We start from the raw sequence: 13,949 nt of genomic DNA on the forward strand, positions 1-13,949 counted from the left end.
GTGCGCGTGACCAGCTCGTTCGGCAAAAACCTCCTGCGTTCCGTCACAGGCTCGCTCGGGCGCTTCGTGGCCATCGCCGCCATCGTGGCTCTCGGTTGCGGCTTCTACGCGGGGCTGCGCATGACGTGCCCCGACATGCTGCTGTCCGCCGACGCGTACTACGACGACGCGGACCTCTGCGACGTGCGCGTGGTGGCGCCGCTTGGCCTCGAGGAGGCGGACGTGGAGGCGCTGCGCGCGGTCGAGGGCGTGTCAGCCGTCATGCCGGCGTACGAGACCGACGTCATGGCCACCATGGGCGGCGAGCAGTACGCCGTGCGCGTGCACTCGCTCGCCGAGGAGGGCGCGCCTGAGCTCAACCGGCTCGAGCTTGCGGAAGGGCGCCTGCCCGAGCGCGCCGACGAGTGCGTGATCTCGGCCGACCGCGTGATGGGCTCGCCCGTGGGCATCGGCGACGCCGTCACGCTCACCGAGGGCACCCAAGAGCTCGACGAGGTGCTCGTCACGCGCACGTTCACGGTCGTGGGCTTCGCGCACGCGCCCTACTACGTGGCCTCGACGGCCATGGGCTCCACCTCACTCGGTTCGGGCAGCATCCAGCAGTTCATGTACGTGCTTCCAGGCGCGTTCTGCGAGGACGTGCCCTACGCGGAGGCGTTCGCGCTGGTGGAAGGCGCGAAGGAGGAGTTTTCGGGAGATGAGGCGTACCAGAGCCTCGTCGACGCGGCCTGCGCGAACGCGGAGGAGGCATCCGCCGAGCGCGCGCCGGGGCGCCTCGAGAGCTTCCGCGCGCAGACGCAGGCCACCCTCGACGAGGCGCGCGCCGCATACGCTGCCGAGCGCGACCGCGCGTATGCCGAGCTCGACGACGCCCGGTCGCAGCTCGACGAGGCGGCCGCCACCATCGAGGCGAGCGAGGCGCGCATCGCGCAGGGGCAGGCCGACTACGACGCGGGCACCGCGGAGCTGGCGCGCCAGCGCGCCGCGGCCTTCGCGCAGCTCGACGCCGCCGAGGCGCAGATCGACGCGCAGCAGGAGCGGAACGCCGACGTCGAGGGGGCCGAAGCCTACCTCGGCGGCGCCCGCGCCGAGCTCGCGGGGCGCCGCGCCCAGGCGATCGCGCAGTTCGCCGCCGCCGAGCAGGCGCTCTCCCAGGCGGCCGACCAGCTTGAGGACGCCCGCGCGCAGCTGGCGGAGGGGAAGGCGGCCTACGAGCGCAACCTCGCGCGATACGAGGAGTCGCGCGCCGAGGCCGAGAGCCAGCTCGCGAGCGCTGAGGACGAGATCAACCGCTCACAGGAGGCGCTCGACGGCCTCACCGAGCAGGACGCCGCGTGGCTCGTGATGGACCGCACCAAGCTCACCGGCGCGGTGAGCTTCGAGTCCGACGCGCACCGCATCGACTCCATCGCGCAGGTGTTCCCCTTCATCTTCTTCCTGGTGGCGGCGCTCGTGGCGCTCACCACCATGACGCGCATGGTGGAGGAGGAGCGCGTGCTCATCGGCACCTTCAAGGCGCTCGGCTACTCGCGTGCGCGCATCACCTCGAAGTACCTCATCTACGCCGCGACGGCTTCCGTGACGGGCAGCGTCGTCGGCATCGCCCTCATGAGCCAGGTGCTGCCGGCCGTCATCATGGAGGCGTACTCGATCATCTACGCCGTGCCGCCTGCGGCGCTGCCCATCGACGTGCCCATCGCGCTCGCCGCCGCGGGGCTCGGCGTGGGCGTGACGCTCATCGCCACGTTCGCCGCCGCGGCCGCCACGCTGCGCGAGCAGCCCGCGCACCTCATGCTGCCGCGCGCGCCGAAGGCGGGCAAGCGCATCCTGATCGAGCGCATCCGGCCTCTGTGGCGGCGCGCGTCGTTCAGCTGGAAGGTCACCCTCCGCAACCTCTTCCGCTACAAGAAGCGCTTCGTCATGACGGTCATCGGCATCGCGGGCTGCACGGCGCTCCTGCTCACGGGGCTGGGGCTGCAGGACTCCATCAACGACATCATCGACAAGCAGTTCGGCGAGATCGTGAGCTACAACGTGGTGGTCACCGCGGACGGCGCCGCCGACGAGGACGTGCTCGACGAGGTGGGGGAGCACGTGGGCGAGAGCGCGCTGGCGCAGGAGGAGCCCATGGTCGCGCGCACGCAGGCGGGCGCCGACGTGCGCGCGACCATGGTGACGCCCGAGGACCCAGACGCCTTCGCGGATCTGTGGACCCTGCGCGAGCGCGTGGGGCATGCGCCCGTGGCGCTCGACGGCGAAAGCGTGGTGGTCACCGAGAAGCTCGCCACGACGCTCGGCATCGGCGTGGGGGACGAGCTCGTGCTCTTCGAGCAGGACGTCATGGGCAACGCCTCAGGGGCGGGGCGCGCGCTCGAGGTGACGGGCGTGGCGGAGAACTACATCGCCAACTACGCGTTCGTGGGCGCGGAGGCCTACGAGACCGCCTTCGGGCGGGCGCCCGAGTACCGCACGCTGTTCGGCACCGTGGGCGCGAGCCCGCAGGCGCACGAGGCGTTCGCCGAGGCGGCGCGCGCGATCGACGGCGTGAAGACGGTCACGTTCAACGACGAGACGATCGACACGTACCGCACCATGCTCAAGAGCGTGAACATGGTGGTCGTGGTGCTGGTGGTGGCCGCGGCGGCGCTCGCGTTCATCGTGCTGTACAACCTCACCAACATCAACATCACCGAGCGCGTCCGCGAGATCGCCACGCTGAAGGTGCTCGGCTTCACCCGCCGCGAGGTGGACCTCTACATCTACCGCGAGACCATGCTGCTCACCGTCATCGGATGCGTGGCGGGGCTGCTCCTCGGCATCGTACTCGAGGGCTTCGTGGTGGTCACTGCCGAGGTGGACTACGTGATGTTCGGCCGTGAGATCCACGCCGCGAGCTTCGCGGCGGCCTTCGCGCTCACGCTCGCGTTCGCCGCCTTCGTCATGCTGGTCATGCGCGGCAAGCTGGCGAAGGTCAACATGGTCGAGAGCCTCAAGAGCAACGAATAGGGCGATAAAAGGCGCGTTGCCTAAGGCGCGCGCCATCCCTCCCGTGCGTTATGAGCATGTCCCTCCCTCATGTCACTGAGCGGAGCGCTCGAGTCAGATGCCTCCCCATGTCATCCTGAGCGGAGCGCCCGCAGGGCGCGGAGCCGAGAAGGCCGGTAGCTCAGACGGACGCCTCCCTCCCGTGTCATCCTGAGCGGAGCGCCGCAGGCGCGGAGTCGAAGGATCTGGCCGCAGGCGAGTAGAGCATGCAGGCGCGCCGCGCTCGGGGCCAGATCCTTCGACTCGCTTCGCTCGCTCAGGATGACACGGGAGGGGAGCCTGCTCTCTCAGTGACGCGGGGGTGTGGCGCCCTAGCAGCAGGTGGCTTGGGAGAGGGGCATCCTAGCGACAGGCGGCTTGGGAGAGGAATGCGCTAGCAGCAGGCGGCTTGGGGGAGGAATGCCCTAGCGGCAGGCGGCTTCGATGCGGAGGGTGAGCATGGCGCCGGTGTCGTAAGCGCGGCTGCCGGCGACGTCCTCGTCGCAGGTCACGTTGAAGCCCACGAGGCGCTCCCCGCCGTCGTCCGCATCCTCGTACACGTAGACGACCGTCATGTCGTCGTCCTCGCGCACCTCAACGCGGCGGCCTTCGCACGCCTCCACGCTTCCCGCCGAGATGAACAGCGTGCCCAAGACGGCGATGGTGTTCGTGGGGATGCTGCCCGGGTAGGCGTCGGCCGCCTCCGGCGCGCCTCCGGCGAGCTCGGCGGCCATGGCCGCTCCCGCGCACGCGCCCTGGAGCGCGGCGCTCTTCCAGATGCCCACCACGCGGCGCTCGCCCGACACCAGCTCAAGGGCCTGGGCCACGTCGCCCGCGGCGTACACGTCGGGGTCGCTCGTGCGCATGAACTCGTCGACGAGCAGCGCGCGGTCCGCTTCGAGCGCGCCTTGGGGCAGAAAGCCGAGGTTCGACCTCACGCCGTGCGCCACGATGACCTCGTCGAAGCGATCCGCCTCGCCGGTGGAGAAGGTGACCGTGAGCTTGCCGGGGGCGGCGGTGCCGCTGATTGCGGCTGCGGCCGCGCCCGTGTTCATGCCGTTCGCATCCGCCGTGTCCACGCTGCAGGAGCTCGCGTTCGCCGTGCTCGCGTCGTTGGCCACGGCGTCCCTCGTGTCCTCCGCGCTCGCGACCTCCACGCTCTTGATGGTCTGCCCGAGCCGCAGCTCGACCCCCTTCGCGGCGAGCCCGCGTTCGAACCGCTCGGCGGCGGCGGGCAGCGCGTTGAAGTCGAGCACGTGCGGGTTCATGCCCACGAGCGTGCACGTGACGTCGTGGCGCAGGCATGCCTCGAGCGACTTGAGCGCCACCATGGACGCGCCGCTCACCAGCACGCGGCGGCAGGCGCCGCCCTCGAGCACACGCTTGAGCCGGCAGGCGTCGTCGAGCGTGCGCAGCACCAAGGGCTCGTAGCCCTCCGTTGCGGGGAAGCCCGCCGTGGAGGGGTGCGCGCCTGAGGCGATCAGGCATTTCTCGTACGTGAAGTCGCCCTGCGGCGTGCGGATGAGGTGCGCGGTGGGGTCGAGCGCGGTGACGGGGCAGTCCAGGTGCACCTCGGCGCCCAGGCAGGCGAGCTCGTCGGCACTCCACGGGAAGCACTCCTCGTAGGCTTTCTCGCCGCCGGCGTAGTAGGAGGTGAGGATGGGGCTGTAGGGGAGGGTGGTCGCGTCCGAGAACACGTGGACGTCCCCGGCGTAGCCCGCGCGGCGCAGCGCGATGAGCGCGTTCACGCCCGCCGTGCCGTACCCGATGACGGCCACGCGCACGGGAACGGCGCCCGCGGCGTCCTCTTGACCCGCGGAAGCGCTCGCGGTGTTCTCCCGGCTCGCATCAGCGCCCGCGGTTGCGGAAGCGCCCGCAGCCTCTTCGGCCCTCGCAGCTTGGGCGCCCTGCGAAAGGTCAGCTTGCTCGATTCGGCTCATCTTCTCACTCCTCACGATCTCTTGAGCGCCATCACGCGAAAACCTGGGCGAGCCAGGGCCCGTACTCGCCGGACCACATGCCGCCGAGCTGCGCGAACACCGCGTCCCAGTCGAGCTGGCTTTCGAACAGAAGCTCGGCGTAGTGCTTGTTCGCCACGTCGCGCGGCTCGCTCGTCAGGCGGAAGGCGTAGGTGTAGGTGCAGGTGGGGCACATGGTGACCACCGTCGCGCCGTCGGGGGCGAAGGAGAGCTTGGAGTCGGCTTGGCTCGCCTGGCGGTTGGGGTCGAAGGCGCTCACCGCGCCGCCCGCACCGCAGCACCCGCTGAAGATGGTGATCGCGCCGGGCGTGCCGGACGTTGCGCCGAGCGTGCCAGGTGCTGTGCCGGTCGTCCCGTCGGCCCCGCCAGCCCCGCCGGCCATGCCGGCCGCTGCGCCGGCCCCGCCGGCAGCGCCGGCAGCGCCCGCGTTCGCCGCCACGCCGAGCGCGCGGCACGTCTCCTCGAGGTAGTGCCCGTCGCGGTCCTGGCATGACTTCGACAGGCAGAGCGTGCCCTCGGGCAGCGCGCGCTTGCTCGTGAAGCCGTGCGCGGTCAGAAACGCTGGCAGCAGGCTCACCGCCACGTCAAGCCCGCGGCGCCCGAGCGTCGAGCGCATGGCGTTCGCGCACCCCGGGCACACGCACACGATCTCGCGTGCGCCCGAGAGCGCCACCTCGTCGGCGATGCGGTCGCACAGCGCCTCGGCGCGCTCGAAGAAGCCGGCGCTCTTCAGGGGGGAGCCGCAGCAGTGGTCGATCATGGTGGTCTTCCCGCCGAGCTCCTCCATGGTGGCGAAGATCTCGCGCGTGAGGTCGGGCCCGTAGGCGGCCAGCGAGCAGCCGGGGAAGAACGCCACCGCGCAGTCGGTCTCGGCGGCGTGCTCCTCGCGCTCCACGTGGCGCACGAGGTCGGCGAAGCCGATGCCGTGGATGGCGCGGTACGCGGTGAAGATGTCCCACTCCTGGTCCACCATCACGCTCGACCAGGCGCCGCGCTCGATGAGCCCGAGGCTCTGGAAGTCAACGCGCGCGTTGTAGATGAGGTCGCACACGTCGTTGTGTGCGAAGCAGGTGTTCTTGCACGAGGTGCAGAAGAAGCAGCCGCGCACGGCCTGCATGAGCGCCCCGTCGCCTAGGATGCGCGCGGCGAGGTCCTCGCGTGACTCAGCGGCGCGCTCGTGGGCCAGAAGCGCCCGGGCGATCTCGCCGAGCGTCATGTTTGCGCTGGTGAGCGACGAGCACGCGTCCACGCAGTGGCCGCACTGGGTGCACTGCCCCAAAAACTTCCAGTAGGCGTCAGAGCGTTCGAGCAAGCCCATGGCGTTGTCCTCCTCGTCAAGCGGCGCCTCCATGCAAGCGGCGCTCGGCGAGCGGCGATCAGCATGCGAAGGCGGATAAAGCTGCAAGCCCATACGATACCCCACTTCCCAGCCGCGCGCAAAGCAGACGTTGGTCCTCGCTTCGGTCGAGCTGACGAGCCCCGTCAATGACCTTGTGTCGTCCCCCCTACATTTTTTAAGATGTAATCAAAGCCCTGAATTGCGTAATAAAGTAAGAATACCCTGTTAATAGCCGATGCTATGATATCGTACAACTGTAGATAGCCGTATACTTTTTCGTCAAAACGCACGAGCAAGCTTATGGCCTGCGAAAACGACGAGCATGACGAATCAGTTTATGAATGAGGAGATTGGCGAAGGCGCGTTTTGCACCGCTTGCCCCGCCAAGGTGTGAGAAGGCTGTGAAAAATCACGGCCGGAATCCGCACAGCAGGCGGGAAGCCGCATGGGAGAGCTGGGTGGTCAGTATGTTCGAGCGACTGGTCGATGCGAAGGGAACGTTCGAGGGAAAGGCTCTCTCCGTGCTCCTATCGGTTGCCCTCGTGCTCAGCGTGACGAACGTGTTCGCGTTCGCTGAGGCCGGCGGCGTCGTGAGCGAAGACGCCAAAACGGGGCAGATCGATCCGGCTGTGTCTGCTGACCAGCGCAAGGACGCCGCTGTGTCCGAATCTGCCGCATCGGGCGGCGCGAAGGAGCCCGCGGGTGAGCAGGGGGCCGTCCCGGCTGCTTCCAGCACGGCGGCGGTCGCGAACGACCCGCATGCCGTCCTTCCCACCCCGCCGCTTGTCGAGGCGAACCTCGACGAGGCCGTGGTCACCTTCGACCTCGAGAACGCCTACGTCGAGGTGAGGGGCCAGAAGCTCGCCGGCACCAAGAAGATCCCGATGAAGATCGAGAAGTCGAAGGACCTCACGTTCCGCGCCGGCGCTAACGCCGGATACAAGATCGCCAGCATCAAGGCGAAGAACTCCGCGACGGAGAACGTTCCCGTCACCGTCAAGGACGGCATGTCCGCGATAGCCGCCGACCACGTCAACAGCACCCTCGTGGTGGTGGTCAAGGTCGAAGCCGACGAGGCCGCCGAAGCTGCCCCGACGTCCGATACGACGCCCCTGACCAACGATACTGACATCAAGGCGGAAGGGGGGACCGGCGAGTCTGCGGCTGCCGGTGAGCCCGCGGCCGCTGGTGAGTCCGAAGCTGGCGAAGCCGCCGATTCTGCAGAGTCTGCCGAGTCTGAGGCAGCCGAAGGCAGCGAATCTGCTGACCACGAAGCGGCCGATGGCAAGGCTGCGGCTGATGACGAAGAGGTCGTCACCGTCCACGCCGACGTGAGCAGCCCCGTCTTCGAGGGCTACGCCTACGTGGGCAACATCATCGTCAAGGTGACCGCCGGCGAGGGCGTCCTCCCTGAGGGCACCACCGTGAAGGCCGTCGCCGTCGAGAGCCAGGACGTGATCGACGCCGTGAGCGACAAGGTGGAGGCGCAGGGCAAGGAGCTCCAGGACGCCGTGGCCATCGACGTGACGCTGCTCGACAAGGACGGCGACACCATCCAGCCCGACGGCGCCGTGAACGTATGCTTCTTCGACAACTACGTGGCGGGTGACGAGATAGGCGTGTACCGCGTGTCCAACGACACCTCCACTGTTGAGACCATTGGTGCCCGCCAAGCCAATCCCACCATCCAGAGCTTCGATGTGGACCACTTCACGATTTACGTAGTGGGTGGTACTACGGAAAACTCCAATGTGGATGGTGCCGTGAATTCAATCGACCACCAATATGCTGCCGCAGCCGGTGAAACGGTGGAGCTGAGGGTCAGCGATCTTGATCCGTCTCGTGTTGGCAGTTGGGCGATCGCCCAGGGCGATGACGCTTATGGGCCAAACGAAACCGAGGACGGCACCTCTCTTGATTGGGGCTATGACCTCAACGAGGGTCAAACTCCGAAAGACGCTTACGCGACGGTCGCGATCAGCGAAGGCGCAGAGCCTGGGACGACTTATGCGGTTCGCTATGGAAGCGATGGGGATAACTTCGAGTATTTCTATATCAGTGTTGTTCCTACGGTTAAGTTCGATGCAAATGGCGCGTCGGGCACGGCTCCCGATAGCATTTCTGAGCCTGCCGGAACCGTTGTCATCCTACCGGGAGCAGAAGGCTTGACTATGGGTGAAGGCGAAAAAGCCTGCACTTTCATGGGCTGGGCAGATTATAGCGATGTGGAGACGACTGGATCTGGCGGTGGGGAGATCTACCCAGCTGGCTCCAAATGGACCGTTGAGGGCAACAAGACGTTCTTCGCCGTATGGCAGGAGAGCTCTGCGAAGAGCATCAGGGTTGGGGCCGAGAGCAGCACCACCATTGAGGAGAACGGCACAGTGCAGCTTGTCGCCATGAGGACTCCCGTGGATGCTCCTGTGACGTGGTCGTCCAGCGATGCAAGTGTTGCCACGGTTGACGGCAGCGGTCTTGTGAGCGCGGTGCATGACGGCACTGCGACCATAACGGCGGCACTCGACGGCGAAACCTCATCCAGCATAGTCATCACCGTCGCGACTTTTCGGAGCGTTGCGTTTGACAACAACGGAGGAAGCGCTTCTGCTCCGGCTTCGACCAGGAAGCCAATCGGCACGACAATTTCCCTTCCTGACTATAGCGGGGAAAGGAAAGACTTGGAGTTCGTGGGGTGGTCGACGGACAGCAACGCAACTGGCGGTGGTGTGGCTCACTACACTAACACGGTCTACCCTGTTGGCTACAACTACACGGTATCCAGCGAGGACGTGATTCTGTACGCGACATGGGCGAGCAAGAACCTCGATGCAGAATTCTGCATTCGCACAGATGGGAAGATCCCCAGAGAGCCCCAGGCTTATCCGACGGATCAATACACAGGCCGCGTCAAGGTCGAAGATGCCGTCAAGCTGGGGGTGTTTTACGCGAATACTACGGGCGTTTCTGCCAAGCTGGCCTATGAGCCGACTCCTGAGCAGATACGGGATCATATGGTAAAAACATACGATCCCAACACTCAAGATGTTGTGTGGTACGTGATAAAGAACGAAAGCGACGGGTGGCACGTTGACGGCGTCATCGTGGACAAAAACAAGGTTGCTCTCACCTACGAGCCGAATGCCCCTGATGGCATATGGGACAACATGCCTGCAGGTGAGATGTATAACAAAAACGATCAAGCAACAATCTCGGATATGGTCCCGACGCGTTCTGACGGCTATGTCTTTGACGGGTGGAAAGAGAGCAAAGAGGGCGCAGGCTATACAACGTATTGGGCGGGCAATGAGATCGTCATGGATTCCGATAAGACCCTGTACGCCCAATGGAAAAGTGACGACCACTACACCGTTACCTACAAGACTGATCCAGAAAGGGGCGGTTCCCTCAGCCAGCGTAGCCAGACTGACCTCGTAGACAGCAACGAGAAGGTGGCTGGTTCAACGGTCACGCCAAATCCAGGATACAAGTTTAAGGGCTGGTACAAGGGGGCGCATCTCGTTTCAAGTGATCTTACGCTCAGCGAAGGAACAGCCAAGGACAAGCTCAACGTAGACAAGAACGGGCATTACGCCAACACGACCTACACGGCCAAGTTCGAAGTCGATCAGACGGTGAAGTTCAACTACGAGGTCAACTACTTCATCGACGAGACGACCAAACCCGTGCCGGGTATCGATCCCAATCCGAAGACTGGTACCGGTTACGTCGGCGAGTGGGTCACTTGGGAAAATCCTGCGACTAGCGGCGGCTACAAGCTCAAGGAATGGCAGCCCACTGGTCTGACGGTTACCAATGACAACAAGGCTTCTGCGACGGTCTACTATGCCGTTGATCCCAGTCAAACCTATGACGTCACCTACAAGGCCGAGACTGGTGGCCAGGTTGCCCGACTTGCCGCTGACGGCACGAAACCCGTTTATGGCCTCAGGTGGACGAACGATGACATCTGGGTTCGCGAAGCCACGGGCGTGACCGGCGCGATCGTCAAGACCGACAACGGCTATACATTTGACGGCTGGTATGTCGGCGAGGGTGATGCTGCGAAGAAGATTTCCTCCAACGAGGTATTGACTCGCGAGGAAGCCGTAAAACACCTGAATGCCGGTAAGACCACTGGCTCGTACGATAATACGTTATACACCGCCAGATGGACTCAAGATGAGTACGCCGTCACCTACACCGACGGCGTCGAGGGATCCGAGGTCTTCGCCGACCAGGTGACCGGGGGCCTGGCCTACGGCGACGAAACGCCCGCGTTCACCAACGGCGGCGACACGCCCGCCGACCCGGCCCGCCCCGGCTACACCTTCAAGGGCTGGAGCCCCGAGGTCGCCGGCACCGTCACCGGCTCGGTCACCTACACCGCCCAGTGGACCCAGGACGTCTACGCCGTCACCTACACCGACGGCGTCGAGGGCTCCGAGGTCTTCGCCGACCAGGTGACCGGGGGCCTGGCCTACGGCGACGAAACGCCCGCGTTCACCAACGGCGGCGACACGCCCGCCGACCCGGCCCGCCCCGGCTACACCTTCAAGGGCTGGAGCCCCGAGGTCGCCGGCACCGTCACCGGCTCGGTCACCTACACCGCCCAGTGGACGGCGAATCCCAGTGCTAGATATGAAGTCCAATATTATCGTCAAAATGTTGTGGGTGACGGCTACGCCCTGTTTGAGACAACAGAGGGCGTGGGTACCACGGGCACTGAAGTTACGGCGGCGCCGAAGAGCTACACGGGCTTCACGCATGTGGTGACTGGTGATTCGGTCGAGTCCGGCATCATCGCCGGGGACGGCTCGCTCGTCCTTAGGCTGTACTACGATCGCAACCTCTATACGGTGAGTGGAGTTATCGACAACGGCGGTTCGGTCGAGGGCAACAACCAGGAGGTTCGCTATCTGGCGTCTTCTGAGCCCATGACTTTTACAGCTGCAAGCGGGTATCGCATTGTCTCGATTGCTGTCAACGGCGAGCCTCAGAACGTCACGCCTGGCATGATCTCCTACACATTCGGTGCTGTTTCCGATGTCGACAGAAATTACGTGGTCGATGTCAAGACGGCTGCTCTCGGCTCAGTCGTTGCAATTGCTCCTAGCGCGCGGAAGACCTATGACGGTACGCCGCTCGTCCCAGGTGCCGCCGTCTTCGAAGGGTTGCCGGCGGGATATACGGCTGAGGCCGTCGTCTCGGGCGAGCAGACTAACGCGGGCAGCTCGATGAGTTCGCTGTCGAACATCATCATCCGTGACGCCGATGGCAACGATGTGACGAGAGACTTCGCCATCGATGCCAAAGACGGTACGTTGATTGTTGATCCTGCTTCCGTCGTCATCACGGTGAACAGCGCTTCCAAGCAGGTCGGCACGACTGATCCGGTGTTCACGGGCAAGCCCGACGGCTTAGTGAGCCAAGATGACTTGGGCACCATCACCTACTATCGCATCGGTTCGGAAGAGGCCGTGGGCTCGTATCCTGACGTGCTTGTGGCCAGCTATGCGAGCAATCCGAACTACACGGCAGAGGTCACTCCCGGTACCTTCACCATCACAGCGGCTCCTGTTCCCGATGAGCCGACTCCCGATACGCCCGGTGGTACCACCCCCGGCGGCACGACCCCGGGCGGCACGACGCCTGATACCCCGGGCGGTACCACGCCGACCCCCGGTGGCACGACTCCTGGCAACATCATACCGGTGATCCCGACTCCGCCGACGCCGACCCAGGTGCCGGGCACGGTGCCTGACGGGGCGCTGACCCCTGCGATGACGCCCCTCGTTGACGCGCTCGAGGGCGCGGCCGAAGCCGTCATCGGCGAGGACGCCACGCCGCTCGCTGACATCGGCGACGAGGCCACCCCGCTGGCCGAGCGCCATGTGAGCTGCTGGGTGCACTTCTACATCATCCTCGGCATCATCGTCACGCTCGTCTACGCGGCATGCGTGGCGGCTCGCCGCGCGCTGTTCTCGCGTCGCCTCAAGAAGTACGAGGACGAGATCGCGGGCGATGACAACTCGCCTTCAAAGGAGCCTGCCCGCGAGGGCTTCGGGTTCAGCCCCGTCCCCATGGCTCCGCGGGGTGCGACGGCGACGGCGTTCGCGGGCCAGAACAAATAGGGGAGGGTCGAATACGCCCAATCCGTGTGCTTTTGCGCTGTTCCTGCGCTAGAATGATGCCCAAGCACAACGAGGCGCCCTCAGGGGCGCAAGGGAGATGAAGGAGAGAAACCCCTCATGAAGGTCAACCAGAAGAAGCTCGAGCCCGGCAAGGTCCGCCTCGAGGCCGTCGCCACCGTCGACGAGGTCAGCAACGTCCTGCAGGCGGCGCACGTGGCGTTCGCCCAGTCCATGGGCTTGCAGCCGCAGCAGGGCAAGACGGTCGCCGAGGTCGCCGAGGAGCACATGGGCATCAAGAACCTCGACTCCATCGTGGAGGCCAGCGCCATCGAGGCGCTCGTCCCGCTCGCGCTCGACAAGAAGAACATCGTGCCGCTGTTCCCGCCGAAGGCCGAGCCGAAGTCGCCGTTCAAGCGCGGCCGCCAGTTCTCCTTCGACGTGGAGGTCACGCTGAAGCCCGACTACGAGCTCACCTCGTACGACCCGGTCGAGGTCACCGTCCAGCCCTACCGCTTCAACGAGGCCGTCGTCGACGCGCAGATCGAGGACATGGCGAAGCGCTACACCTCCTTCGTCGCGGACGACCCCCGTCCGGTCGAGAAGGGCGACAGCTGCCTCATCGCCATGAAGTGCTTCGAGAAGGGCGAGGAACTCAAGGGCCTCAGCACCGAGGGCCGCACCTACACGGCCGGCAAGGGCTACATGCCCGAGGGCTTCGACGAGGCGATCCTGGGCATGCAGCCGGGCGAGACGAAGCAGTTCACCTTCGAGGGCCCCGGCATCGACGATGACTTCAACGAGATCACGCAGGTCATCGACTGCACGCTCACGGTGAAGGAGATCCAGAAGGAGGCGGTCCCCACCATCGACGACGAGTGGATCGCCAAGAACATGCCCATGTACAAGGACCTCGCCGCGCTGCGCGCCGATATCGCCCGCAACCTCGAGCGCCAGGATCGCGAGCAGTACGACACCTACTGCATGCAGGCGGTCGCCTCTGAGCTCGGCCGTCGCTTCGAGGGCAAGATCGCCGACGAGGCGTACGAGGCCATGCGCGACAACCTCGTGCAGAACCTGCGCGTCAACCTGCAGCAGCAGGGCAAGGACTGGGAGGAGTTCGTGCAGGAGAACGGCGGCGAGCAGCAGTTCGGCATGATGCTCATGCTCCAGACGCGCGAGATGCTCGTGCAGGGCTTCGCGCTCGACGCGGTGTTCCGCCACGAGAAGCTCAAGCTCACCGACGAGGACATCGACGCCGCCTGCCGCGTGATGAACCCGCAGGCGAACCCTAAGCAGATACGCCAGCAGTTCGAGCAGTCGGGCCGCGGCTTCGCCCTGCGCGAGTCAGCCGAGCGCATGAAGGCCAACCGCTGGGCGCTCGAGCATGCGATCGTGAAGCACCCCGAGGAGGCGCCCGCCGCAGCGCCCGAGGTGCTCGAGGAGCCCGCAGCCGACGAAGCCGCGGAGTAGCCCGCC

Annotated in this window: 5 protein-coding genes; 3 read left to right on the forward strand and 2 right to left on the reverse strand. The window is 65.5% G+C overall.

Going from position 1 to position 13,949, the window contains the following annotated elements:
* The first annotated feature begins 6 nt into the window (after window positions 1–6).
* Window positions 7–3,006, forward strand: coding sequence for an FtsX-like permease family protein (locus G7Y50_RS04370; RefSeq protein ID WP_241156420.1), 3,000 nt, complete (start codon window positions 7–9; stop codon window positions 3,004–3,006).
* 443 nt (window positions 3,007–3,449) lie between these two features.
* Here G7Y50_RS04370 and G7Y50_RS04375 read toward each other — a convergent pair whose 3' ends face one another.
* On the reverse strand, window positions 3,450–4,964 hold the full coding sequence (locus G7Y50_RS04375; RefSeq protein WP_165049840.1) for an NAD(P)/FAD-dependent oxidoreductase: 1,515 nt from the start codon (window positions 4,962–4,964) through the stop codon (window positions 3,450–3,452).
* Window positions 4,965–4,995: 31 nt separating this feature from the next.
* On the reverse strand, window positions 4,996–6,414 hold the full coding sequence (locus G7Y50_RS04380; protein WP_165056948.1) for a (Fe-S)-binding protein: 1,419 nt from the start codon (window positions 6,412–6,414) through the stop codon (window positions 4,996–4,998).
* A gap of 329 nt (window positions 6,415–6,743) precedes the next feature.
* Between G7Y50_RS04380 and G7Y50_RS04385 the strand changes: the two genes are divergently transcribed.
* Together G7Y50_RS04385 and tig are read left to right on the forward strand one after the other, a co-directional pair.
* Window positions 6,744–12,473, forward strand: coding sequence for an InlB B-repeat-containing protein (locus G7Y50_RS04385; RefSeq protein WP_165056949.1), 5,730 nt, complete (start codon window positions 6,744–6,746; stop codon window positions 12,471–12,473).
* Between the two features lie 117 nt (window positions 12,474–12,590).
* Entirely contained in the window at window positions 12,591–13,943 is a 1,353-nt protein-coding gene (tig, locus tag G7Y50_RS04390) for a trigger factor (RefSeq protein WP_165049934.1), read from the forward strand.
* Window positions 13,944–13,949 lie beyond the last annotated feature (6 nt).

It is taken from the genome of Adlercreutzia sp. ZJ176 (genome assembly GCF_011038975.1).
Classification (GTDB): Bacteria; Actinomycetota; Coriobacteriia; order Coriobacteriales; family Eggerthellaceae; genus CAAEEV01.

Excerpts from the sequence above, each read along its gene's own strand:
- G7Y50_RS04375 (WP_165049840.1), bottom strand. The coding sequence starts at position 4,964 with ATGAGCCGAATCGAGCAAGCTGACCTTTCGCAGGGCGCCCAAGCTGCG.
- G7Y50_RS04380 (WP_165056948.1), bottom strand. The coding sequence starts at position 6,414 with ATGGGCTTGCAGCTTTATCCGCCTTCGCATGCTGATCGCCGCTCGCCG.
- tig (WP_165049934.1), top strand. The coding sequence starts at position 12,591 with ATGAAGGTCAACCAGAAGAAGCTCGAGCCCGGCAAGGTCCGCCTCGAG.